The sequence below is a fragment of the Bradyrhizobium sp. Crot121 genome, assembly GCF_059512385.1.
Map to the genome: position 1 here is coordinate 293126 of NZ_JCAMOR010000001.1, position 23601 is coordinate 316726.

20 protein-coding genes are annotated in these 23601 nt (G+C 59.4%); 7 read left to right on the forward strand and 13 right to left on the reverse strand.

The window, feature by feature from the left end; translation table 11 throughout:
* Positions 1 to 455: 455 nt before the first annotated feature.
* From AC5ZGW_RS01260 to AC5ZGW_RS01290, 7 genes are all read left to right on the forward strand, one after another.
* Entirely contained in the window at positions 456 to 1115 is a 660-nt protein-coding gene (locus tag AC5ZGW_RS01260) for an outer membrane protein (protein WP_028161675.1), read from the forward strand.
* A 309-nt stretch (positions 1116 to 1424) separates the two neighbouring features.
* Positions 1425 to 1994, forward strand: coding sequence for a peptidase S14 (locus AC5ZGW_RS01265; protein WP_130222988.1), 570 nt, complete (start codon positions 1425 to 1427; stop codon positions 1992 to 1994).
* Positions 1995 to 2110: 116 nt separating this feature from the next.
* Positions 2111 to 2299, forward strand: a complete 189-nt coding sequence (locus tag AC5ZGW_RS01270; RefSeq protein ID WP_130222990.1) for a hypothetical protein — start codon at positions 2111 to 2113, stop codon at positions 2297 to 2299.
* 338 nt (positions 2300 to 2637) lie between these two features.
* Positions 2638 to 2838, forward strand: coding sequence for an amidohydrolase family protein (locus AC5ZGW_RS01275; protein WP_165435038.1), 201 nt, complete (start codon positions 2638 to 2640; stop codon positions 2836 to 2838).
* Positions 2839 to 3191: 353 nt separating this feature from the next.
* Positions 3192 to 4115, forward strand: coding sequence for a HamA C-terminal domain-containing protein (locus tag AC5ZGW_RS01280; protein ID WP_130222992.1), 924 nt, complete (start codon positions 3192 to 3194; stop codon positions 4113 to 4115).
* Positions 4115 to 6229: a DEAD/DEAH box helicase gene (locus AC5ZGW_RS01285; protein WP_130222994.1), complete on the forward strand. Its 2115-nt coding sequence runs from the start codon at positions 4115 to 4117 to the stop codon at positions 6227 to 6229. The genes AC5ZGW_RS01280 and AC5ZGW_RS01285 overlap by 1 nt, the downstream gene beginning before the upstream one ends.
* Positions 6230 to 6377: 148 nt before the next feature.
* On the forward strand, positions 6378 to 7436 hold the full coding sequence (locus AC5ZGW_RS01290) for a DUF6161 domain-containing protein (RefSeq protein WP_130222996.1): 1059 nt from the start codon (positions 6378 to 6380) through the stop codon (positions 7434 to 7436).
* 161 nt (positions 7437 to 7597) lie between these two features.
* On the opposite strand, the gene AC5ZGW_RS01295 is transcribed toward AC5ZGW_RS01290, so the two are convergent.
* From AC5ZGW_RS01295 to AC5ZGW_RS01355, 13 genes are all read right to left on the reverse strand, one after another.
* On the reverse strand, positions 7598 to 10387 hold the full coding sequence (locus AC5ZGW_RS01295) for an Ig-like domain repeat protein (RefSeq protein WP_463328177.1): 2790 nt from the start codon (positions 10385 to 10387) through the stop codon (positions 7598 to 7600).
* A 156-nt stretch (positions 10388 to 10543) separates the two neighbouring features.
* A complete protein-coding gene (locus tag AC5ZGW_RS01300; RefSeq protein WP_349645046.1) occupies positions 10544 to 12052 on the reverse strand; it encodes a tripartite tricarboxylate transporter permease in 1509 nt (502 codons plus the stop codon).
* 2 nt (positions 12053 to 12054) lie between these two features.
* Positions 12055 to 12573 (reverse strand): tripartite tricarboxylate transporter TctB family protein, encoded by a 519-nt coding sequence (locus tag AC5ZGW_RS01305; RefSeq protein ID WP_130223002.1) that lies wholly within the window; start codon positions 12571 to 12573, stop codon positions 12055 to 12057.
* Between the two features lie 7 nt (positions 12574 to 12580).
* On the reverse strand, positions 12581 to 13519 hold the full coding sequence (locus tag AC5ZGW_RS01310; RefSeq protein ID WP_165435040.1) for a Bug family tripartite tricarboxylate transporter substrate binding protein: 939 nt from the start codon (positions 13517 to 13519) through the stop codon (positions 12581 to 12583).
* 337 nt (positions 13520 to 13856) lie between these two features.
* The gene (locus AC5ZGW_RS01315; RefSeq protein ID WP_130223006.1) at positions 13857 to 15206 is read right to left on the reverse strand and encodes an MFS transporter; all 1350 of its coding nucleotides are present in this window, start codon (positions 15204 to 15206) and stop codon (positions 13857 to 13859) included.
* Positions 15207 to 15375: 169 nt separating this feature from the next.
* Positions 15376 to 16428 carry a 2,5-dihydroxypyridine 5,6-dioxygenase NicX family protein gene (locus AC5ZGW_RS01320; protein WP_130223008.1) on the reverse strand — a complete coding sequence of 351 codons (1053 nt, stop codon included), beginning with the start codon at positions 16426 to 16428 and terminating at the stop codon, positions 15376 to 15378.
* Positions 16409 to 17299, reverse strand: coding sequence for an alpha/beta fold hydrolase (locus AC5ZGW_RS01325; protein ID WP_130223010.1), 891 nt, complete (start codon positions 17297 to 17299; stop codon positions 16409 to 16411). Before AC5ZGW_RS01325 ends, AC5ZGW_RS01320 begins: the two co-directional genes overlap by 20 nt.
* On the reverse strand, positions 17296 to 18012 hold the full coding sequence (locus AC5ZGW_RS01330; RefSeq protein WP_130223012.1) for an isochorismatase family protein: 717 nt from the start codon (positions 18010 to 18012) through the stop codon (positions 17296 to 17298). The genes AC5ZGW_RS01325 and AC5ZGW_RS01330 overlap by 4 nt, the downstream gene beginning before the upstream one ends.
* A 33-nt stretch (positions 18013 to 18045) precedes the next feature.
* On the reverse strand, positions 18046 to 19257 hold the full coding sequence (locus tag AC5ZGW_RS01335; protein WP_130223014.1) for an FAD-dependent monooxygenase: 1212 nt from the start codon (positions 19255 to 19257) through the stop codon (positions 18046 to 18048).
* Between the two features lie 38 nt (positions 19258 to 19295).
* On the reverse strand, positions 19296 to 19784 hold the full coding sequence (locus tag AC5ZGW_RS01340) for a (2Fe-2S)-binding protein (RefSeq protein WP_130223016.1): 489 nt from the start codon (positions 19782 to 19784) through the stop codon (positions 19296 to 19298).
* A gap of 1 nt (position 19785) precedes the next feature.
* The gene (locus tag AC5ZGW_RS01345) at positions 19786 to 20655 is read right to left on the reverse strand and encodes an FAD binding domain-containing protein (protein WP_130223018.1); all 870 of its coding nucleotides are present in this window, start codon (positions 20653 to 20655) and stop codon (positions 19786 to 19788) included.
* Positions 20656 to 20657: 2 nt separating this feature from the next.
* A complete protein-coding gene (locus tag AC5ZGW_RS01350; RefSeq protein ID WP_028161649.1) occupies positions 20658 to 21107 on the reverse strand; it encodes an SRPBCC family protein in 450 nt (149 codons plus the stop codon).
* Between the two features lie 4 nt (positions 21108 to 21111).
* A complete protein-coding gene (locus AC5ZGW_RS01355) occupies positions 21112 to 23370 on the reverse strand; it encodes a xanthine dehydrogenase family protein molybdopterin-binding subunit (RefSeq protein ID WP_130223020.1) in 2259 nt (752 codons plus the stop codon).
* Positions 23371 to 23601: the final 231 nt, after the last annotated feature.

Here is a 23601-nt window from a genome sequence, read left to right on the forward strand (position 1 = left end):
GTCATCGCGCCTTCCACTGGATCCGCTTTGAACCCTGTCGACATATCGGTAGGGTCTCTTCGTCATTGGGATTGGAAGCGGCAGGGCGCACCGGCTCCGCCGCAATCGCACGCGCGATCTCCCAGCCACGGCCTGTCCGGATGGTCCTCGCATACCCGGCTGCAGCTAATCGCACCTGGCGGAACTGAATCACGAGAACAGTTCCTTCACGCGCCTGAAGCTCGGGTGCGTCAGATCTTAACCTCAGTGTGAGCCCGCTTCAGGCGCCATTCAGCGGATAGTTCGATCGTCCGAGCGCGTTTAAGCGTACAACGAGCTTCTCGGCTTCCTCTGTCAGGTATGATGCAACAGCGCCACACTTCAGGTGATTTGTCAAAAGTCGGCTGGTTCCGATTGTCGAAAATGCGTTGGGCGCGTTAGCCCGTGCAAGTTAGAGCTTGCTAGTGGAGAAACGTATGAAACGCGCTCTTTTGACTTCCGCCGCACTGCTTATGTTGGCGGGTACTGCTTCGGCCGCTGATCTTGCCGCCCGTCCCTACACGAAGGCCCCGCCCCCCGCGGTCGCTCCGGTCTACAACTGGACCGGATTCTATATCGGTGGTCACATTGGTGGAGCCTTCGGTGGTGACAGCAACGTCCTCGATCCGAGCTTCGGGAACAACGACGACGGCACGTTCATGGGTGGTGGACAGGTTGGCTTTGACTATCAGTTCTCGCCGAACTGGGTATTCGGCCTCGAAGCCAACTATAGTTTTCTCGATACCAACAGCAGCTTCGCCAATCGTGGCCTCGGCTCGGTGACCGGCCGTCTAGGCTATACCTGGGGACCGGCTTTGCTGTACGTCAAAGGCGGTTATGCTTGGGCTGACACGCGCTTCACCAATGGCTTCAACGGCGACAATGATCGCAACGGCTACACCGTCGGTGCCGGCCTCGAATACATGTTCGCCCAGAACTGGTCGGCCAAGCTCGAATACCAGTACTATGACTTCGGCAACGTCGATGTGTTCTTGGCGGGGTTGCCGGTCGGCAGCTTCCGCAACGACGAACACACCGTCAAGGCGGGCCTGAACTACCGCTTCAATTTGGGCGGCCCCGGCCTCGTGACGTACTAACCCGAGCGACAGCTCGAAGGCAAAAGGTCGGCATCTGCCGGCCTTTTGTTTTGCGGCGAATGAGGCGAGGGCGCCAAGGCCTCGCCCCCTAAGACCGGCCCCGTTATAGCGTTCGGATAGCGGAGCTTTTTATTGCGCCTTAATTTTTTCGTGCAGCCACAGCGGCTGCGCCTGTTCGAACTGGAATGAGAAGGCTGGGTTATCGATTCCCGGCTTTCAACGGAACCTTGAGGCTCAGATCGCGTTGCAGGGTGCTACCCCGCGATCTTCTGCTGGTTTTCTTCATCGCTCGATATTGAGGTGATCAGGATGTCCGCCGATATCCTTCCGGCATCCGCCTTCCAGAATCCCGCCGTCGCTCTCTCAGGGGTGATCGACTACAGCATGTATGTCAGCTTCCGCCAGCAATTCGACAATGCGGCAGGCCAGCATCTCGTCGTGATCGAACTTTCAACCCTTGGCGGCGATCCGGAGGTAGCGCGCATGATGGGCGAGGACATCCGCTATGCGAGCGAGATGGAGCCGGCGCGGCGTTTGGTATTCCTCGGCAAGGCTGCGATCTATTCAGCCGGGACGACCTTTATGAGTTTCTTCGCCCGCGAGAATCGCTATCTGACCCGCGGCTCCCGCCTCATGATCCACGAGCGCAAACTGACGCGGACCCTGAATATCGACGGGCCGCTCACCGTGTGCCTTGCCAACGTGCAGGCGATCATCAACGAAATTCAGTGCTCGATCGATATCCAGAACGAGGGGTTTCAGAACCTCATCAGCGGTTCGAGCGTGACGCTTGAGGAAGTCATCCGGCGCGCCCCATCGAACTGGTACGTCGAGGCGAACGAGGCGCTGAAGCTCGGGCTAATCGCGGGGGTGTTATGACCCAAGCGACGAGAGCAGGTGATGCATCGGCCGGCATCGGCGGCGCGGAAGCCGCCGAAGGCCGCTGGCTCCAAGCGAGGGCAAGCTTCCGCTGATGCCAAGCGGGACGCACAGGCATGAGCGATCACATCAGAAATACCGGCCCGATGCTGGCGAGCCCACGTTGTGGCGCCAAAACCCGCACCAGTGGCGCGTGCCGCTCCCCGGCGGTGCACGGCCTGTTCACCAAGGATGCGATCGCCGAGCGAAGGCAGATTCAGGCGTTGCTGGGTGAAGCGCGGAAGCTGCTGGAAGAGATGAAGTGAGTGGGTCTGCAAAGAGCAGTCGGGCGCTACCTAGGGGAAGCTGAGAGCGAGGCCAGAGTGCATTGAAAAGACTTAGGTTTTAACCACCCGATTGGCTGAGTGTGTCGCACAGAGAGGAGCGCCAGTCGAGGATTGCTTCGCCGAGCGGGATGTCCGTAGCGGAAGAGAGAGGGTGCTCTCCTTTCGTCCTCATGTAAAATATTCCCGTGGTCTGTTGATTCTGGGGGCAGTTGGGCTTTCCGCGAACAGCGCGGGTGTGGCCACTGCTACAGCGCTGGGAGTAACTCTGGAATGCGCAAGCCTGTCCACTGCGACAGCTTCCGCAGGGACCGGCCGGCTTGCCGGCGGTCGCACTCAGATTTCTCGACTTTCGGCCCGACAGGATCGTGTGGGGCACCAATTGGCCGCATCCTGTTCGATATGAAACGATGTCCGATGACGGCGACCTGGTCCAGGCCGTTCATGTGTGGGTGGAAGACAGGGCCCTGATACATCGAATCTTTGTTGAGAATCCCGAGACTCTTTACGGATTTGACTAGTCTTCGGTCGGCCCTGAGGCGGCCAGCGTAGCGTCGCTCTCTGGGAGGCGCCTCCTGACGATTTCCCGATCGCGATAGATGGCAACGGCTCCGCGATCTTTCTTGGCATTTTGATCGCAACTATGGGTTTTGGTGGCGCCTTTCCTCACAGGAGTACCTTACAGGCAGCGCCGTTACGGCGGTCTCCGCGTCTACTTGCACTAGCTCCGAGCCAACGCTTTGGGCCAACGCAACTCTCATCAGACAAAAAACGGGGCAAATGTGTGCAGCTCCCCCCTCTACCTAGGAATGTGCGGTAGGAACCTACATCAATTTGGACTATGCGTATATTTTTCGGGGGGACAATTATATCAATGGCCGGCTTGTCATTCGAGATCCTTATTGATGACGCTCTTGCCGGAATCACTTCCGTGTCTCAGCTCACTACTTTAGTAAACAAGCGGGTTCTTAGCTTAATCAACGACTTCGAGGACGCCGAGTGGCGGTATCTCAAATTCCAAAGTTACCTCTGGGACAATATAGCTCAAACCGCCTTGTCGCAAAGAGAGCGATCCGCACTTGTTGACCAGAGTCACAGCAGCCTTATAGCGGCTGCTCAGAACCTCAGATTGACTGACAAGGATGAGCTGGGTCAGGGCAGCGAAATAGCAGAAGTGTTCTTGTATGGACTGATGCGCCATCGCTTTGGCGCGTTGCCGGTAGTTCCGAAGATTTTTTACAAACAGAATGTTCAGGACAATGCCAAGGGAGCAGACAGCGTACATATTGTGGTGAAAGGCGACGACTTTACACTTTGGTTCGGCGAAGCGAAATTTTACAACTCCATAGCGGATGCTCGACTTGATGCAGTAGTGACTTCCGTTCTGAACTCGCTGTCGACCGATAAGCTGAAAAAAGAAAACGCGATAATAACCAGCGTCTCAGACCTGGATGGACTGCCGATTGCCGCAGGCCTTCGAGAGAAGATCAAAGCTGCTTTAAGCAACCGCGAGTCGATCGACAATCTAAAGGCGAAAATTCATATACCAATCCTTTTGTTGCACGAATGCGCCACGACAGCGGCCGCGAACGAATTGTCGGAGAACTACAAGAGGGCACTAGCAGCATTTCACAAGGAAAGGGCTGCGTCTTACTTTTCAAAGCAGATCGCAAAATCCAGTTCAGTTTATAAATACGATGATCTCAACTTCCACATCATACTCTTTCCGGTCCCAAGCAAGAAGAAGATCGTTGATGCGTTTGTCCACGCCGTGGCCTTCTACAAAGGACAGAAATGATGGAGATTTTTGAGACCTGTCAGGAGATCAATGGGCTGCTATCCATTCAGAATGAGATGGCTGCCAGAAATCTGTTGATACGACTACTGGCAGATTTGGATCGGGCCAAGACGCCCTACCCGCAGTTAGTGAATCATATGATCCGAGCGACCGGCCTGTTTCCCTACCTGCAGCTTGAGAGCGCGTCGTGGGATCAGAAATACGTGCATCACGCGTTTGAGGTCGACGTTGGCCGCCGATTGGCAACCTTGCACCGAGAGCAATCCACTGTCCTCGCCAAGCTCCTGAACGGAAAGAGCATCGCGGTAAGCGCCCCGACGAGCTTCGGGAAGAGCTTCATCATCGACGCATTTGTAGCCGCGAAGCATCCCGACACAGTTGTGATCATCGTTCCGACAATCGCGCTAATGGACGAAACACGAAGGCGACTGTTCAAGAAATTCTCCGAGCACTACACGATCATAACCGCACCGGATACGCGGCTTGGATCTAAGAACATCTTCATCTTTCCGCAGGAGCGCGCCTTCGGATACTTGGCGTCCCTAGAAAAGATCGACCTTCTCGTCGTAGATGAATTCTACAAGGCGAGCCAAGAGCATGATCCCGATCGTGCCCCCTCTCTCATAAAAGCGATTCTAAAACTCTCGAAGAAGGCGAACCAGCGGTACTACCTTGCTCCGAACATCAAGAAACTCAACGATAATGCGTTCACGCGCGACATGGAGTTTGTTGAACTCCTCGATTTCAATACGGTGTACTTGGATATTCGAGAACCGTACAAGGAATTTGGAGGAGACGCCGCCAAGAAAGGCGCGAAGCTTATTGAGCTGATTTCTCCGCGCGATCAAAAATCACTCGTCTACGCTGGTACTTACTCTGAAATCCGAAAAATTGCCGATCTTGTAATCAAGAACCTGCCGGCCGTAGATCGGATATATACCTCAGCTTTCGCCAAGTGGCTGAGGGAAAACTACGAAAAAGACTGGCTCTTGGCCGATCTGGTTGAGCGAGCCGTCGGGGTTCACAATGGCAGCATGCACAGATGCCTCAGCCAGCTGCAGATCAAGCTGTTTGAGTATGAGGACGGGTTTGACAGCATTGTCTCCACGTCTTCCATCATTGAGGGCGTCAACACTTCTGCACAGAATGTGATCGTATGGCGCAGTAAGGTTGGCAGCACCAACCTCAAGGATTTTACATACAAAAATATCATCGGCCGCGGCGGGCGCATGTTCAAGTACTTCGTAGGCAACATCTTCCTATTAGATGCGCCCCCGAAATCTGAAGATGCCCAACTCGAAATCTCATTTCCAGATGAGATGCTGGGGACTCTCGACGAAGATGGCGATGCAGACCAGCTGACAGACCGTCAAATTGAACGGATCGTCGAGTACAGAACCCAAATGTCCAACATCATTGGCGAGGAGCAATTCGCACGTCTCAAGAAAGAAAATGTTCTGCAGGACAGCGACGCAGACTTTCTGCTGCGTTTGGCGAAAGACATGAAGGACGCCCCAGATGAGTGGAAGGGGTTCGGCTATCTCAACTCGCCAAATCCTGCTCAGTGGGACTCCATGCTATATAAAGTGCTCAAACTCAAACCCCGCGGTTGGGATACAACATGGTCTAACGTGGTGAATGTCACCAAGGCGATTGCGCACAATTGGCGTGATGACTTGTCCCAGATAATTTCGTCCTTGAGACAAAATGGTATAAGCATAGAGGACTTCTTCAAACTGGAGCGGACTGTTACATTTAAGTTGTCTGCTCTCCTCGGCGACGCAAATGAGCTTCATAAGATCATCGTGAACCCTTCTGTCGATATTTCAGGGTTCGTAGGGAGGATGAGCCGCGCGTTCCTCCCCAGTGCAGTGTACCATCTGGAGGAATACGGCCTACCGCGCATGATATCGAAGAAAATCCATGCGGCCGGTCTCATCGATTTCGAAGACCCTGAAATGGATCTCCTCAGAACACTTGAGCGATTCAAGTTTTTGGGAAGTAACGCTGTGCTGGCGACCAAATCTCTAGGACCTTTTGATCGCTATGTTGTGCGCTTCTTCTTCGATGGGATCACCCCTGACGAGCCCCAGACGTCGGAAGACTCTTCATAGGATGTTGCGCCCGAGGCGCGGCGGAGCACTCAGGCGACAATCTGTACTGATCCTGATACTTGCTCCGTGGCGCCGACACTCATCAAACAGCAGGGCCGACATTGCTATGGTTAAGCTCGGATAATCCTCAACGGGGTGTAGTAATAAAATGGGAAGTTGGAAAGTTGTCATCCCTCGCCAAGGCGTCCGCTTCTATGGCGACACTCGCAAGGTCACAGAATTCCTCAATAACGAGATAGCCTACTTTACCAAGCTTGCAATAAACGGGATCAATCTCAATTTTGGCGGTCAAGGGTACGGAAGTCTTCGGCTAAGCGAGCGCGCCACAAGTGAGTTATCGAAGATAGCCGCCGACGTTGCGGCGGAGAAAACAGAGACTCTTGAGCAATACATAAATGACGCGAACTCACGCCAAATATTGGTTGGCGCCAGCCCGGCAGGGGAAAGAGTAGGACAACTCAAACAGGAGAGTGACGTTGCCGCAGCGATACTAGCTGCTGTCTATTGTCCTAAGTGGGCACAGCCTAGTCATTCTCAAGGCCGAGAGCTAATCGCGATCTTTCAATCAGTCGCTTTCGCAAACCCTGCAAACTTCGCGTTTGATGATCTTTTGAGTGCTTCAGAGACCGCAACGCAGGTAAAGCAAGCTAACGAGACTAGCGAACTCGCCGCAAAGAAGCTCGACGCGTTCATTGATGAAAAGACCCAGCTAATAGCTGAGTTGGAAAATCTCTACCGAAAGCAGCTTACAATCCAAGAACCAGCTATTTCTTGGCAAAGCATCGCTGCCCCGAAGACAACCGTGTGGAGATTTTGGCTCTCGCTCTTCGCGTTCATGGTAGCAGCGCCGATCGTCGCGGCGCTTATCTATTGGGATGCGGTGGCCTCCGCTATTGGAAAGATTACCGCGACATCAAACGGCGGTTTCTCGATCTCTGGGTTGGCCGCGATTTCCGTTCCCGCGCTGTTCTATGCGTGGCTTCTGAAAAATATCAGCCGCGTGTTCATTCAAAACCTAAATCTTGCGGATGATGCTGATCATCGACGGTCGCTGGCACTGACATACATGGGCCTTTTGCAAGATGAAAAACGACCGACGTCGGACCAAGATAGGGCGATCATTCTGAACGCACTGTTCCGTCCCATCCCGAATCACACAGCGGACGAAGGTCCTCCGGCCGGTCTCATAGAGCTGATGCGGAAATAGTAACACAGCGTGGACTTTCGAAGTCCCACCCAATTTTTAAGTGGGACAACTACAGCCAAAAACGCTGAAAATTCAAAGGTGCCGTAGAGCAATGGCGCGCAACTCAGAATGAAACTGCGAACTCCTATACCATTGAAATTGACGTATAATTTTTCGTCGCCTCAAAACGGCACCGATGCTCGTCCACGGAAAGTCCAGATTTGCACGTTGCTGCCGATGCCGCCGAGTTCGGCGCCAAGAGCGACGGTGGCCTCGTTGCCGAGGCGCGCCGCCAACCCTCCCGTTACGCGCGCGGACCAGCCATCGAGCAGCGGGACGGACGCGAGCGGCACGGCCCCGGCCAGCGCCAAGGCGGCGGCATCATCGCCGGTAAAGTAGTAATCCGCGTAGACCCCGGCATACGGCGCCAGCATCACGGCGGCTCCGGTGAGCCAGGGATAACTGAGCTTGATGCCGGCCGAGGCGCGCCCGGTGAAGAAAGTGCGGTCCGCCTGCAGAGTGCCGAGCGAGTCCGTATAGGCGTTCTCCCGCTCCCACAGCGCATAGAGCTTCGCCGAAGGTTCGATATCGAAACCATGGGTTTTGTAGTTGCCGGTCAGCCCGCTCGACACCAGCCAGCGATGGCCGCTGAAGTTGCCCGTGGCGGTGCCTGCGGTGCCGTCATAGCCGATGGCGGAATACGCCGCGGCTGCGTCGAAGCGCAGTCCCGGCGCGAACCTCCAGCCGAGGTATGAACCTAAGGTCCAGCCATCGCCCTTGAGGTGCCCGCTCAAGGTATCGGACCGGTAGTCGAAGGTCTCGTAGCCGCCGAGCGCACCGACCAGAAGATTCGGTGTGACCCTGCGGGTAAGGCCCAGCAGCGCATTGATCTGGCTGCCGTAGAGAATCGGTGTCGATGTCGACGAGCCCCAGCGATCGATGCCGCTGCCTCTGACATCCGCCCACAACAGCCAGTCCTTCGGCGCGACGTAGCCAGACGCGGGCGCCTTGGCGGGCATCGCATTGCGATTGATTGCCGCAAACGCGTTGTCGACCCGGGATGCGCCCTGCGGCAATTGCGACTGCGCATAGCTGTTGGCGCCGCCCGGCAGGCCGCCGCCGCTGCGCCCGTACGATCCATTCCATCGATCCGACACGTCGGCGCCTGCGGTTGCGGCCTGCGGCTGATCGGGATCGGCGGAGAAGTTGAAACGAATGCTGCCTCCGCCCGGCGAGACCAGGCTGCCACCATCGCTGAAGCCTTCGGAGATCGCGGTGTCGATCGCGCCGGCAATGGCTGCGCCGGAGTTTTGCGCCACGGTCTTGGTTGCGATGATCTGCAAGGCCCGCAGCTTCAGACTGTCCTGTGGCGTGTTCACCGCCTGCAGCAGCGCTGCCGACGTGCTGGCCTTGAACGTGCCATTGCCGGCATAGGTTGCGGTGATGGTATGGGTGCCGGCCGTCAGCGCCGAGGTCGTCAGGCTGGCGACCCCGCCGGCCAAGGTCGCGCTGCCGATCGCAGCGCCGCCATCGTCGAATCTCACCGTGCCGGTCGGCGTATCGCCCCCGCTCGTCACGGTTGCTGTGAACGTCACCGCCTGTCCCGGCGTGCTGGGATTGGCAGATGAGACGAGGACCGTCGACGTCGTCCCCTGGGTCACGGCCTGGCTCAGCACCGATGATGTGCTGGACGTGTTGTTGGCATCGCCGCCGTAGACTGCCGTGATCGCATGGGTTCCGGATGTCAGCGCCGATGTGGTCAACGTCGCCAGTCCGCCACTGAGGGGGCCGGTGCCCAGCGTCGTCGTACCGTCCATGAATGTGACCGTGCCGGTGGGCGTGCCGCTGGTGCCAGTCACGGTTGCGGTGAAGGTGACAGCCTGTCCCGGCGTGCTTGGATTGACCGACGAAACGAGGACTGTCGCCGTCGCCGCCTGGCTCACAGCCTGGTTCAGCACCGAAGACGTACTCGACATGTTGTTGGTATCGCCGCCATAGACTGCCGTGATCGCATGCGTTCCGGTGGTCAGCGCCGATGTGGTGAACGTTGCCAGTCCGCCACTGAGGGTGCCGGTGCCCAGCGTCGTCGTGCCGTCCTGGAACGTCACCGTGCCAGTGGGCGATGAGCCCGACACTGTCGCGGTGAAGGTGACGGCCTGTCCCGGAAGACTCGGGCTGGGTGACGCAACCAACGTAATGCTGCTGATCGCCCTGGCGATGATGATGTCCTGGGTCACCTGGCTCGCGGCCGCGACGGTGGTTCCATTGCCGGCCTGATCGGCGGCCACCGTGCACGTGCCTGCGCTGATCATGGTCACGATACCGCCGAAAACCGTGCAGACGCCCGGGGTCAGCGAGGAATAGGTTACCGCCAGGCCGCTGCTTGCCGAGGCCAGCGGACTGACCACAAACGTGCCGCCGCTGACAAAGGTCCGTCCCGTCTGGGCGCCGAAGGTGATGGTCTGGCTGATCGGTCCGACTGTATAGTTATTTGAAACGGCGGTGCCGATGCCGGCTTCCAAGCCTAAGTTCACCACCCCGGACAGGTCCACAACGACCTGATTGGTTGCCGCCGGCGCACCCGAATTTGCAGTGAGGTCGACGGTGTAGGTGATGTTGTCCGAGGTTGCGAGATTGGACGCGGTCGCATTGGTGAGCGTCAAGGCAAGGAGAGTAAAGCCGGTCACGGCTTCAGAGAACGAGATTGTCACGTTCGCCGGCTGACCATACGCCAGCTGATTCGGGGTAACGGTGACAGTCGCTGTCGGGGGCGCCGCATGGGCTGACGTCGAAACGGCAAGAAATGCGAAAACAATCAGTGCGGCCAGCTTGATGCTGCCGACAATGCGACCAAACCCAGACACAAGGCCCCCAGCACGTCTTCTTGCGATATTCCCAGTCAGTCGCAATTGATCGCATACATGTCGGGACGCGTCGAGCGCAAATAAATGCGCGCCGTCCCGCGGGCGCATGGCGGTGACGGCCGTTGCGGCGTTATGGCGCTCGATTTCTCACAGGACACTGTTCGAGGTCACAATCGAACGACCGCTCTGCGGTCCCTCCCGCGTCCCTCCATGCAGCACCGCTTGGCGGCTTGCGCCGCATTCGAAGCGGTGCCGAACTATCCCTTACGATTGCTGCGAAACGCGGCTCCCGCGCGTGATCCACACGGCAATGGTGGGACCGACGACTGCCACTACGCAAAGGGCCGAAAGCACGGCGCTGATCGGCCGCGTGACAAAGATCGTGAGATCCCCGCCACTCAGGAACAGCGTTTCGCGCAACGCCTTCTCGAAGATCGGTCCGATCACTAAGCCGAGAATCATCGGCGCGAGATCAAAACCGATCTGGCGCAAAACCGACCCGACGGCTCCGAAGCCGACCAGAACGCAAAGGTCCCAGTAGCTGTTTCGCATCGTGTAGACGCCGATGAAGCTGACGGCGAAAATGAAGCCGATCAATGTGTATTGCGGAACGCGCAGCAACCGGACCCACATCCCGACCAGCGGCAAATTCAGGGCGAGCAGCGCCACATTTCCGATATACATGGACGCGAGGAGGCCCCACACGACGTTTGGATGTTGGGACAGCAGCAGCGGCCCGGGCTGTATGCCTTGAACGATAAGCGCCCCGAGCATCAACGCCACGTTCGGCGTGAAAGGAATCCCGAGACTCAGAACAGGCACCAGCGCGGAGGTTGCGACCGCATTGTTCGCCGCTTCCGGCCCGGCAAAGCCCTCGATCGCTCCCTTGCCGAACTCGTCCCGGTGCTTTCGGGCGATGGCCTTTTCGACGCCGTAGGAGGCGAAGGTCGATGTCAGAGAGCCCGGGCCGGGCAACAGTCCGATAAGAAAGCCGATGCCCGACCCTCGCACGATGGCAGGCCACGCACGCGACCACTCGCGGCGCGTCGGGACCATTTCCCGCAAACGCACGGTGGTGGCACGCGGAAATCCTTCGTTCGAGGCGAGGACGTGGAACAGCTCGCTCAGTCCGTACAGGCCCAGTGCGACCGGCACGAGATCGAACCCCAATGCCAACGTACTCGTGTTGAATGTAAAGCGCGTGTCGCCACTGACGGCATCGACGCCGATCGTCGCCAGAGCCATGCCGACCAAAAGCATGACCATGTTCTGGGCTGGATCGTTTCCAGTAATGCGCACCAGCGTCAAACCGCCCAAAAGCGCCAGAAGGCAGAATTCCGGAGACGAGAAGCGCAGCGCAACGTCGGCTAGCAGCGTGGTGAACAGGCTGAGCCCGACAATGCTGATCGTTCCGGCGATGAACGATCCCACGGCGCAAATCATCAAGGCAGCGCCGGCTCGTCCCTTTCTGGCGAATTCGTAACCGTCGATCGTCGTGACAATAGATCCGCTTTCGCCGGGGATTCTGAGGAGGATCGCCGTGGTCGATCCGCCGTACATGGCACCGTAGTAAATCCCGGCCAACATGATCAGACCGGTCACTGCGGAAAAATGGATCGTGATCGGCATCAGGATTGCCATCGCGCCCAGCACGCCGAGACCTGGCAGAACGCCGGTGGCGGTGCCCACAAGCGCCCCGAGCAGTGCGGCCGCAATGTTCACGGGCTGGAGAGCCACGGCGAACCCGCCAAGCATGTTACCGAGCAGATCCATGGTCAGCCCCTGAAAATGACAGTGAAAAGGGAGCCGAACGGCAGCGATACCTTCAAGCCCAATGAGAAGACAATCCAGAACGCAACAGGTGTTGCCGCGCTGAGAGCGACGGCACTCGTCCATGGTGCGCCGGCAAGACGTCCCATCAACAGGAGGAAGATCCCGGTCGTCAGGAAAATCCCAAAGAAGGGCAGCCCGACGATGAACATCACGCAAAGGAAAAAGGCGACCCCGACGCGCAGCGCCGCGCTGCCCCGAGGCCAGGCACCGAGATCAGCAGATACGCCGCGGTTACGAACCGTCACCAATGCGCCGAATAGCACCCAGCAGACCGCCACCAGGACGGGTACGGCGCCGACGCCCGTTCCCGGTGGGTCGCCCATCGGCAGTTCGATGGCCTGATAGAGATAGAACAGTCCCGCGACCGTCAGGATGAGCGATGTGAGCCTGATTCCGGTGGTCGATGCCGGAGCATTGGCCGCTGTCGAAGCGTCGGTCTTGATGACTATCGCCTGGTCCATCTGCGGCCTACTTTCCGCCCGGGGTCGATTGGGCCGTGGCGTTGAAGATCTCCGTGAACTGACGGGTCATCTTATCGCCATCGGTGAATTGCACCTGAATGTTCTGAGCGGTGAGCACCCGCATAAAGTCGGGATCGGACACGGCCTGCTTCACGGCCTCGACGAGAACGCGACGTTTGGCCTCAGGAATTCCCTTCGGAGCATAGACCACGTAGTCGCTGGTGGTGACGACGTCGTAGCCCAGTTCCTTGAACGTCGGGACATCCGGGTTCGAGCTCATCCGCTCGGGACCGAACACCGCCAGCGGACGCGCTTTTCCGACTTCGACCTGGGCCTTCAGCCCCGGCCAGGTGAGCGCCGCAAGTTCGGTGTTCTTTCCGAGGAAGGAGGCAACGCCGTCCGCATCGCCGCTATAGGGGACGAACCTCACGTTGATGTTCGCCTTCTTGGCGAAAGCGTCCCAAGTGTACTGATTGATTCCGCCCGCAATGCTGGCGACCTTCAGCTTCCCGGGGTTCTCCTTCGCGTACTTCACCACGTCATCCAGCGTCTTCAACGGCGAGTCCGCCTGAATGCAGATGGTGTTGTAGACGATGCCAATGCCGCCCAGAATATCGTACGTGCTGGGGTTTCCCCAGGACAATCCCTTGACCGTATGCACGGCGATCGTCATCGGACTGTTCGTTGCGACACCGATCTGGTATCCGTCCGGCTCGGCCGTGACGACGGCGGTGACACCGCGCGTTCCGGCTCCCCCGGCAATGTTCTCAATCGCAACCGGTTGCTTGAGCGGCTTTTCAAGTGCTCGTCCGAGCGCGCGGGCAATCGCGTCCGATCCGCCGCCTGCGCCGTAATTGACGGTCAGGGTGACCGGCTTCGCAGGAAACGGGTCGTCGGCAGCTTGCGCGAGAGACACGGCAGGGGAAAGACTGGCGGCGATGGTCATTACAACTAACATGCGCATCTTGAGTGATCCTCGAATTGTCCGACGAATGATCTGAGGCCGGCTATCGACCAGGCGCGCCCTCAACTCCGGACGCGCAAGTTCGCCCCTTATCCAGGAGCCGTTGACCCAAGATCAGCGAGCGCAACGATATTTTGATCATTACTTGTGTACAAGCACAAAACTTGTTCGCAAGCGCAAAACTTGCAAGCAATGCCTGGCGATTCTGAAAGCGCTGTGCCGTCCCGTCAGCGGGTGTGCATGAGTTCCGCCGCATGCATCGACGAGACAAGCGGGTCGACAACGCCTATCTCGCCGGTCAAGCGTCCCTCCACCAGGGTCAAACACCCGACACCGAAGCGGCCTTCATTGTGGGTTCCGTTTCCATGTCGACCTTAAAGCCCTTCGCGGACAAATCGCGACCGAGGGTCTCTGGAAGCAGAAGAGAGGCGATAATGAACACAGTCGCAGCAGGAAGGGCCACCGCAACCATTCCGTTGAGCAAGCTTCCACCGAAGTGAGCGGCCGCAAGAGGCACAATCACAGGCGCTATGCTGCCGAGCCCGCGACCGCCCATATAGAACGTCGACACCGCCGTCGCACGCAGGTTGACCGGATAGAGCTCGGATATCCAGACACCGGTCACGCCCAGCGCCACATTGCCCATGCCGAAGCCGATGTAGAGCCAGAACATCGGCCATTCAGTCTTCGATCCGGCGTAGAGCTGGCTGCCCCAGACGGCCATACCGACCAGAGACCCGACCCAAAACAGCGCGGGCACAAGCGCTCCGAAGCGGCGGCCAGCCCTGTCGTTGAAAAAGCCGTTCGCGAGATAGCAAATGCCGCTGACCACGGAGAGCAGAACTGCCGTCGTGCGAACAACATCACCCGGCGTATGCATATCCCGCAGCAGCAGCGTCGGAATAAAGGAGACGACGCTATAGTAGCAGAGCATGTAGCTCATCAGCCATACGAAGGCGATGACGGTCTGCCGTGCCAGCCCGTTGCGGAATAGATCCGCAAGAGGAAGTGTACGAGCTTCTGCAGTAGCCCGGCCGGCCTTGCGTTGCGCCTCATACTCCAGCCAGATCTTGGATTCAGGCATGAAGAAGCGAATGAAGATAATCAGCAGGATGGGTACGCCGCCACTCAGCAGGCCGATGCGCCAGCTCCACTCGTCGCTAAACGTCGCAATCAGCCAGATGCCAACGATTGAAGCTGTGGATGACGCGATCACAGCACAGCCTTGAAGGGCAGCCGCACCAAAACCGCGGCTGTTCTTCTTCCAGGCCTCGTTGAAGAGCACCATGCCGACGCCGTATTCGCCGCCAAGACCAATGCCGGTGATGAACCGTAGCACGGCAAGGGACCAGTAATTCCATGCGAACGCCGAAACGATCGCGGCAACCGAAAACAATGCGATTGTGAGTTGAAGCGAGGTCTTTCGGCCAAGTCGATCACCGATGACGCCGAATAGCGCTCCGCCGATGGCCGATCCGAACAATGTGAGAGCTTGCAGCGAGCCGACCTCGGTCAACGATAACGACATCGATCGCTGAATCGCAGGCAAGAGGAACGGAAATATCAGAACATCGTAGAAATCGAGTATGTAGCCCAGCATCGCTGAGATCATAATCGAATACCGTTGCCCCGGCGTGTAGTCTTCCGAACTCGAGATGGTTGCCGACATGTGACGCGTTTCCTGTTGGAGGATTGAAGTCGATAGACGTGCCCGAGACGCTTGCCGCGTCTTTGAGAGTCGAAATGCGACTTCGGCATCGTTGGGAGTCGCGAACGCGGCTCCGGTATCATTCGAAGTCGCATTCGCGACTCCGGGTTGCGTGCTTGATGTGCAGGGTCTAGCGGCCCGGCGCCCTCAGCTCCGGATAAGCAAACTCGCCCTTGTCGAGGATGTAGATATCGTCGAGCCACAGGCTGCAGCCGCGAAGCGGGATGTCCAAATGACACGGCGTGTCATTCGTACCGCCGAGCTCCGTGTTCGGCCCCGTCGAGAACAGGACGTTTCCGTAGAAGGAGAGCGCATTCATGATGTGCTCCGACGACAGCTCCTGGGAAGCCGCGATGTGGTGCCAGGCGGCACGCTCGTTCGACCCCCAGCCGATATGCGAGATCGCCCAGCCGCGCGGATCGCCGAAGCTGTCGATATAATTCTTGATGAGCAGCGCGTCGGTGCCTTCGCCCTTGAGGTCGACGATATAGCCGTCCTTGATGGTCAGCGTGACCGGCGACTGGATGTAACGCTTGAACGCGCAGAGGATGTCACCGGGCATCAGAACCACCGTGCCGTTGACCTCGCCGTCGGTCGCCTGAGTGAAGGCAAAGCCTGACGGGAAGTGATCCCAGCGCCCAGGCTCATCCGTGTATCCGTATTCCGAAATGACGGGGTATTGCTTCAGTCCATAAGTTACGTCCGTTCCGCCCGGCGACGTGATCCGCATTTTGCGGGCCGACTGCAGGAGGGTTCGAGAGAGCTCCGTTCGCCGGCGCAGATCTTCAGTCGGGAACATCTTCTTGAGGATGTGGAATGGCTCCATCACGCGCAAGATGCGCGTGCCCGCTTCCTGAATTTCGAGCTGCTCACGAGAGAACAGCAACCCGAGGAGATCGATCACCATATCCACGCGCTTCAGCGTATCGATCGCCGGCTGGTTGCCCGTGAGCGCATGCCGGCCCTGCAAGCCCGCGACCTTGCCCTGGCCGTACTTGGGCACGTTGAGATGAAAGGTCGTTGCGCCCAGGCTCTGCGCGGCCAGCATGAAGGCCTGGGCGTATTCCTGCTGATCCTCGCCGCCGCTCAAGACCGCAACGACTTCGCCCTTCTTCACCTTGCAGAGTGCCAGCTCGGCCTTGAAGAGCTCGAGCATTTCAACATCAACGATTTGTCGGGACATCTTCACTGATCTCCTGTTTGCCGAACCTAGACAAGCGGCCGTCGAACCGATCGCGCGGTCGCGCTAGAAGCTCTTCAACGATCGAAAGGAAGCCCTCGGTGTCGTCGATCTGCATTTGGTGACCGGCGCTTCGCAGCGTCCTGATCGCGATTGACGGCAGCAATCCGCGAATTTCTTCTTCATCTTCGGGCAGAATGACCCCTCCCCGCCCCGCGACGATCAACGCGGTCGGAACGCTGAGATGGGCGAGGTCGCGATGAATGTCATCGTGATGAAAGCCCTTGTGGCTCTCGATGAGCGCACGCTCGTCGCAGGTATGCATCCACTCGGCCCGGGTGCGGATGTGCTGCTCGGGCCACCGCGGAGCAGAGGGGCTTCGCAGCGCCGCGTCGGCTTCTCCGCGCTTCGCGCTTTCAAGCAATTTGAGAAGCGGTTCGACCGGAATCGGATAGGCGCGACGTCCAGGACCGGAGACCGGCGGGTCGACCAGTATCAGTTGCTCCATGGACGACGGCCGGCAACGTGCGGCGCGGATCCCGATGCGTCCACCCATCGAGTGGCCCAGCAGCGCGTAAGGGCCCATTCCGAGCTCTTCAGCGAATCCGATGAGGTCGGATGCGCACGCGTCGAGCGAATAGTCGAGATGCGGGCCGCTTTCGGAAAGGCCGCGACCGCGGACATCGAGCACGAAAACGTCGTGTCCGGAGCACAGACGCTCTGCGATGAAGGCCCATTGCGCCGCAGTCGTCGAGATGCCGGGGACAATGATGACCGCCGGCCCGGACCCGCCGAACCGCAGATAATGCTGCCGAATGCCGTTGGCACGCACATGCGCGCCGTAAAGCAATCCGGATGCTGCGGCGCCGCTCACGTTCTCTGATCCTCTGTGTGGTCATCCGACAGCGCGTGAAGCCGCTCGATAGCGGCCTGCGTCGGCATGACGTCCGCGTATTTGCTGGCGATATCGAACAGGTTGACGGCGTGGGACGTGGGCGAGCGGTCGTAGACGGCGTCGCTCGGCACAATTGATTTGAAGTTCAGCGCGCACGCATCCACGACCGAGGCCCGCACGCAGCCGCTGGTCGTGCAGCCGGTCACCACCAGCGAGTCGACGCCGGCACCGATCAGATACGTCGCAAGCGGAGTGCCGAAGAACGCGCTTGCCTGAGTCTTCGGCAGGAGCAACTCGTCGGGCTCCGGCGCCGCCTCGCGGACAAAGTCATAGCCCTCAGGCGGGATCCGCATGATACCCGGAATCTTCGAGGAGAACGCGCCCTGGTCCTGGCCCACCTTCCGTGCGACATGCGGGAAAATCACCGGCCACTTCTTCTCGCGAAACAGCCGCGCCAATTCGGCGATGTGTGCGATGGCGTGCCAACCGGCTTCGCCGCAGCTAGTCGGGTATTGCTTGATCGCTTCGCGGATCGGCATCGGCCGGTTGCCGACCGAGCGATACTGCACGTCGATGACCAGCAATGCCGGTCGTTTGCCGAATCCCGCCGCGCCACCCAGCCCGGCGAGGGCATAGGTCTCGCGCTCGTCCAGCGGTATCACATCGTCCCAGGGTTGCTTGGTGCCAGTCACGGCTGCGCTCCAGCGGTCACACTCGCGGGCATGTCAGTGAAGCGGCACGGTGGTCGCGTCGTACCGGTAGATCCAATCGTACCGCGCAGCCGTCGCTTCCGGCGCCCACTGGGTCTTGATGTAGTCACCTGCCGTTTCCGGCTTGCACAGCGCCTGATTGTGGAAGATCGGCAGCATGCCGGCCGCGGACTTCGTGACCATGGTGGTGCGATCGAGCCGCAGGCCCTGATACGTCTTGAATGCCACCGCGATGTCATCGGGATTCTCCTCGAAGCAGCGGGCGAGGACGGATGCATCCTCCAGGGCCATGTTCACACCCTGCCCGAGGTACGGCAGCATCGAATGGCAGGCGTCGCCGAGCAGGGTGATGCGTCCCTTCGACCACGTACCCAGCGACGGCCGCACGAACAGGCCCCACTTGTTCAGGGTATCCACGTTCCTGACCAGCTCGACGATATCCGGATGCCAGCCCTCGAAGTCCTTCAGGCAGTCCTCGACCGAGCCCTTCTCCGACCAGGATTCGAGCAGCCAGTCGTTATGGTCGACCTGGCCCGAAAAGGTCATCATGACCGTGTTCTGCCAGCGCACCGGATAGGCGGTGACGTGAGCGGTGGGCCCGATCCAGGTTGCCACCTCGGGTTCGCGCTGATGCGGCGCAAGGCGGTCGACCGGCACGAGACCACGCCAGGCGATGGCCTTCGTGTACTGGCTCTCGATGTTGCCGATCAGGCCAAGACGGACCTTCGAATGAGCACCGTCAGCGCCGATCAGGGCGCGCCCTTCGACTTCGGAGCCGTCAGCGAGCTTGGCCCGAACCCCTTCATCGTTTTGACTGAACCCGACAACGTTGGCGTTCAGATGAATGGCGCCCGGCTTCAACTGGCGCACGCCGTCAACGAGGATCTTCAGCAGGTGAGCACGCAGCAGCAAATAGGGCTGGTTGCGCGCCGCGTCGGAGCTGCGGTTGTAGAGGGGCCACCTATCACCGGTGTTCCAGAGCCGGATCGAGCGTCGCTCGGCCGCGATGCAGTTCTGCTCGACCTGTTCGGTGAGGCCGAGATCCCGAAGAACGCGCACGCCGTTCATGGAGATCCAAAGACCCGCTCCCACCTCGCGCAACTCGGACGCTTGCTCAAATACATCACAATCGATGCCGCGACGAAGCAGCGATAGCGCCATCGCCAAGCCGCCAATGCCGGCGCCGGCAATGAGGACGCTTGATTTATTGACCTGTTCAATGCTCATGACATCTCCAAACGATAATTGCGCTGTCTCGCAACGGGTTAGGCGGCATCTTCGGAGACTTGCTCGGCGGCAAGGCTCCTTACGGCCTCGAAAATCTTGGTGTAGCCGGTGCAACGGCAGAGGTTGCCGTGCAGGTAGTGACGGATTTGTTCGTCGGTCGGGTGCGGCGTCGCCTTTAGCAACGCCGTGACCGCCATGATGAAGCCTGGCGTGCAGAAGCCGCACTGAAGGCCGCCGTGAAGCACGAACGCCTTCTGAATCCGTGACAGGCCATTGGGCGGCGTCACGCCCTCGATGGTCGTGACCTCGCGCTGATCGACATCGACGGCGAGTGTGGTGCAACTCGAAATCGGCTCACCGTCGAGCAGAACGGTGCACGCGCCGCACACCTCCATGTCACAGGAACGCTTGGTTCCCTTCAGGCCAAGGCGATCCCGGATAAGGTCGATCAATAGCGTATGGGTTGGAACGTCGATCGCGATCGCCTGACCGTTCAACGAGAATGAGATTCGCAACACATCTGTCATTTCACACGCTCCCGGCTGCGGCGATCGCCTCTTCCGCGTTTCGCAGAAGCAAGACACCCGCAAGGTGGCGCTTATAGTCGGCGCCGCCATGCCGATCCTCGTTGACTTCCAGCTCACCCAGCGCCGTCGGGAGCACCGCCTCGATAGCCGGGCGGACTTCGGCGACGGATATGCCCTGGAGGACATCTTCGATGGCCTTCAAAGGCTGAGGTCGAGAACCGAGCGCTCCGACCCGCACGCGGGCGCTTCTGATCGTCCTTCCGCCGGCGCCCAGCGACCAAGCCATCGCGACATTTACCGAGGGCCTCTCACCATGCTTGAAGCGCCGATAGGTCACAGGTCCGGTCGGGCGCGGAAACACAATGACCGTCAGTAGCTCATCCGGCTCCCGCACCGTTTCCAGCTCACTCCGGATGAAATCGTCAGCGTGAACGACACGCGTGCCGCCGGGGCCATTAAGCACCAGCCGTGCGTCCAGAGCCGCGAGCATCGTCGGCGGATCGGCGTGGGGCTCACCGAAGCACAGATTGCCTCCGATCGTTCCGACGCTGCGGACCCTGACGTTCGCGACGTTGGCACAGAGCGAGGACAGCGCCGGCACATGCTCGCGAATAACAGGATCACTGGCGATCTTGTTGTGCGTACAGCGCGCACCGATTTCGATGTCATTCGCATCGCTGAGAACAATGCGATCAAGTCCAAGGATTCCCTTGATGTCGATAAGCCGGTCCGTATGGATGACGCGCATCTTCATCGCCAGCAGCAGTTCGGTTCCGCCGGAGTAGAACATGCCGTCGCCGGACTCTCCGACCGCACGCACGGCGTCGGCGATCGTCGAAGGCCTCTCGAATGCGAAGGGTGAAGGCAGCATGATCAGGCCGCGCCCAACATTTCTTTGAGCCGCTTCTCGAACTCCTCGAAGTTCTGATCGACGCGACGCTTGATGACGCCGAACCCCATAGTCGCGAGGCGACCTTGCACGTCGACCTTCGCGTCCACTGCGAATGTGGACCCCGCCCCTTCCGGCGTCACGGTCACGTCGAGAACAACCGCCAGCCTCGTCCCGGTGATCTTGTCGCGACCCGTGGCGCGCGTGCGGACGTGAGACGGCTCCGTTATCGATTCAACGATGATGTCGGCCGGGACCTCGAGCTTGAAGGGGCCGATCTTCTGTTTGACGGTCGCTTTGTAAGTTGCAAGCCGCTCGATTTCCTCGACGTTTTCGCAGCCGGGGATGCAACCCGATATGCGAGGGACGTCGAGCAGCGTGCTCCAAAGCTCCGCCGGTGTCGCTGGCACCACCATCGACATATTGAATTCCATGAATTCAGCTCCTCTTCTGCAGGGCGCGCCATACCTTTTCGGGCGTCATTGGTAGGTCGGTGATCCGAATGCCGTAGGTGGAGAACAGCGCGTTGGCGATCGCTGGCGCGACCGGAAGGATCGCCCCCTCGCCCATTCCCTTGGCGCCGCCTGGACCAGGACCGTCGCCGTTTTCGACAAGGATGGTGTCAAACACGGCAGGAACGTCGGAGATGCGCGGTATCGAATAATCGATCGGCGTCGCATTGATCGGCTGGCCATCCTCGAACTCCAGCACTTCATAAAGCGCGTGTCCGAGGCCCATGATGGCAGCCCCCTCGTCCTGCCCTTCCGCCGCGACGCGATTGATCACGCGGCCGACGTCAGCGGCGCTGGCATATCGGGGGACATGGATCTCGCCGGTGTCTTCATCGACAACGATTTCAGCGAGGCCCGCGGAAGTCTCCCAGAACAGAGGGGACTCGACCAGAGCGCCCTTGTTCGAGCGCGGCGTAATCGCACCGCGGCCGATGACCTCTCCCGAATCGACACCCAACGTGCGGTGAAAAATTTGATGGAAAGTGAGAACCTCTGATCCGGTCGAGACACCGCCCTCAACAAGCGACAGGTTCTCCCGGGGAAGCTCCCAGACGTCAGCAACCATTTCGAGGATCTGATCAGCCGCGTCGAGTGCGGCATTTTCGACGGAAAGGCCGACGACAACGGTCGATCGGCTTGCGCCTGTGCCCCAATCGTAAGGGGCCACGGAGGTATCGGTGCGCAAGACGGTTACCGCCGAGATCGGCTGCTTCAAGGTCTGCGCCGCGATCCGTCCCATGGTCGCGTGCGCCCCCTGCCCGACTTCGATGCTGGAGACCGAAACGAGGATCGACCCGTCGATCTTGAGACGTACGATCGCGTTACTGATCGGCGTATTGGCGGGATCGGTTGCGGCGACTGCCAGTCCGCGCGCCTGCCGGTTGGACGCCTTCACCTCCGATGCGAACGACTGGGTCACCCGGCCCATCAGATCGCTCATATCCATGTCGAGCGGCCGCAAATCGGGTCGGATGCGCTCACCGCGGGACGCGAGGTTCAGCAACCGAAACTCGGCCGGATCCATGCCGATTGCCGCCGCGACATTATCCATGTGCGATTCTTTGGCCCAAACAGCTTGCGGCCCCCCGATCGAGCGGAAAGCCGCACCTGGAACGGTGTTCGTGTAGACCGCACACGCCTCGAGGCGCAGATTGGGCACCACGTAAGGGCCGATGATGCGATTTGCCGATTTCGTGGCGACGGCCGAGCCCGTGTCAGAATATGCCCCGCCATCGAGCAGCAGCTTGGCGCTCTTCGCGAGGATCCGCCCCTTGGCGTCCACCGCCGTTCGGATCGTGATGTCGGCACCCAGCCTTCGGCAGGTGAGCATCGATTCGGCCATGGATTGGGCAACCCGAACCGGGCGCTGCACCTTCCACGAAGCGGCCGCAACCAACGGCTCGATCTTCACCGAGGCCTTGCCGCCAAAGCCTCCGCCGACAAACGGAACGATCACCCGGACCTTGGCCAACGGCAGTCCGTAGAGCCGCGACAGCACTTTCTGAACAGCGGTCGGCGTTTGTGCACCTGCCCAGACCGTCAGGGAGTCCCGCTGGAAATCCGCAATGACCGCATGCGGCTCCATTGCGAAGTGAGAAATCGCCGGGAAGGTGAAACGGTCTTCGTGGATGTAGGCCGCGGCCGCCTCCGCGGCGTCAACGTCTCCGACGTTATTCCGGTAAGTGTGGAATATATTGCTGTTCTGGGTCGGCCGGGCCCCGCCCTTGAAGTAAAAGTCTTCGAGGTTTTCGTGGCGCTCATGGATGAGCGGCGCATCTTCCGCAATGGCTTCCTGGATGGTCGTTGCGCGCGGAAGCTCCTCGTATTCGACATCGACCAGTTCTGCGGCATTTTCCGCGATCTCGATCGTCTCCGCGATCACTACGGCGACGGGTTCGCCCACATATCGCACACGGTCGGTCGCGATGATCGGCCGGTCTTTGAGCACAACGCCCCAGCAACCGAACGAAGCGACATCTTCGCCGATGAGCACGTCCACGACGCCGTGCATCGATCGTGCAGCGTTCGTGTCGATCGAAACGATGCGGGCATGAATGGCCGGCGAGCGAACCACAAACCCATGCAGCATTCCCGGAACCGTCAGGTCGGTCACGTACTCGGCGCGCCCCGTGACCTTCTCAATCAGGTCGGGTCGAACGGAACTCATGTTGTCAGTTGCCGACATCCGCAAATCCGATGGTATCTGGCTGCCTCCGCCGAAGATTGCAGGGCCTGCTTGGCGCCTCTCGAAGGCAATCCGCGGACGCTAAGCCATTTATCACTCGTATGCAAGTGCTACGCTTGTACACAACTAATGAGACCGTGTGCATCGGCCCCAGAACGGAGACAGGGCGCGACAAGTCGCTTGCACCCAATGTTCACCGCCGCGCGGTTTCAATCCTTCGATGTCCTAGAT

Coding starts and splice junctions, on each gene's coding strand:
- AC5ZGW_RS01260 (WP_028161675.1), top strand. CDS start 456: ATGAAACGCGCTCTTTTGACTTCCGCCGCACTGCTTATGTTGGCGGGT.
- AC5ZGW_RS01265 (WP_130222988.1), top strand. CDS start 1,425: ATGTCCGCCGATATCCTTCCGGCATCCGCCTTCCAGAATCCCGCCGTC.
- AC5ZGW_RS01270 (WP_130222990.1), top strand. CDS start 2,111: ATGAGCGATCACATCAGAAATACCGGCCCGATGCTGGCGAGCCCACGT.
- AC5ZGW_RS01280 (WP_130222992.1), top strand. CDS start 3,192: ATGGCCGGCTTGTCATTCGAGATCCTTATTGATGACGCTCTTGCCGGA.
- AC5ZGW_RS01285 (WP_130222994.1), top strand. CDS start 4,115: ATGGAGATTTTTGAGACCTGTCAGGAGATCAATGGGCTGCTATCCATT.
- AC5ZGW_RS01290 (WP_130222996.1), top strand. CDS start 6,378: ATGGGAAGTTGGAAAGTTGTCATCCCTCGCCAAGGCGTCCGCTTCTAT.
- AC5ZGW_RS01295 (WP_463328177.1), bottom strand. CDS start 10,387: ATGCGCCCGCGGGACGGCGCGCATTTATTTGCGCTCGACGCGTCCCGA.
- AC5ZGW_RS01300 (WP_349645046.1), bottom strand. CDS start 12,052: ATGGATCTGCTCGGTAACATGCTTGGCGGGTTCGCCGTGGCTCTCCAG.
- AC5ZGW_RS01305 (WP_130223002.1), bottom strand. CDS start 12,573: ATGGACCAGGCGATAGTCATCAAGACCGACGCTTCGACAGCGGCCAAT.
- AC5ZGW_RS01310 (WP_165435040.1), bottom strand. CDS start 13,519: ATGACCATCGCCGCCAGTCTTTCCCCTGCCGTGTCTCTCGCGCAAGCT.
- AC5ZGW_RS01315 (WP_130223006.1), bottom strand. CDS start 15,206: ATGTCGGCAACCATCTCGAGTTCGGAAGACTACACGCCGGGGCAACGG.
- AC5ZGW_RS01320 (WP_130223008.1), bottom strand. CDS start 16,428: ATGTCCCGACAAATCGTTGATGTTGAAATGCTCGAGCTCTTCAAGGCC.
- AC5ZGW_RS01335 (WP_130223014.1), bottom strand. CDS start 19,257: ATGAGCATTGAACAGGTCAATAAATCAAGCGTCCTCATTGCCGGCGCC.
- AC5ZGW_RS01340 (WP_130223016.1), bottom strand. CDS start 19,784: ATGACAGATGTGTTGCGAATCTCATTCTCGTTGAACGGTCAGGCGATC.
- AC5ZGW_RS01345 (WP_130223018.1), bottom strand. CDS start 20,655: ATGCTGCCTTCACCCTTCGCATTCGAGAGGCCTTCGACGATCGCCGAC.
- AC5ZGW_RS01350 (WP_028161649.1), bottom strand. CDS start 21,107: ATGGAATTCAATATGTCGATGGTGGTGCCAGCGACACCGGCGGAGCTT.
- AC5ZGW_RS01355 (WP_130223020.1), bottom strand. CDS start 23,370: ATGTCGGCAACTGACAACATGAGTTCCGTTCGACCCGACCTGATTGAG.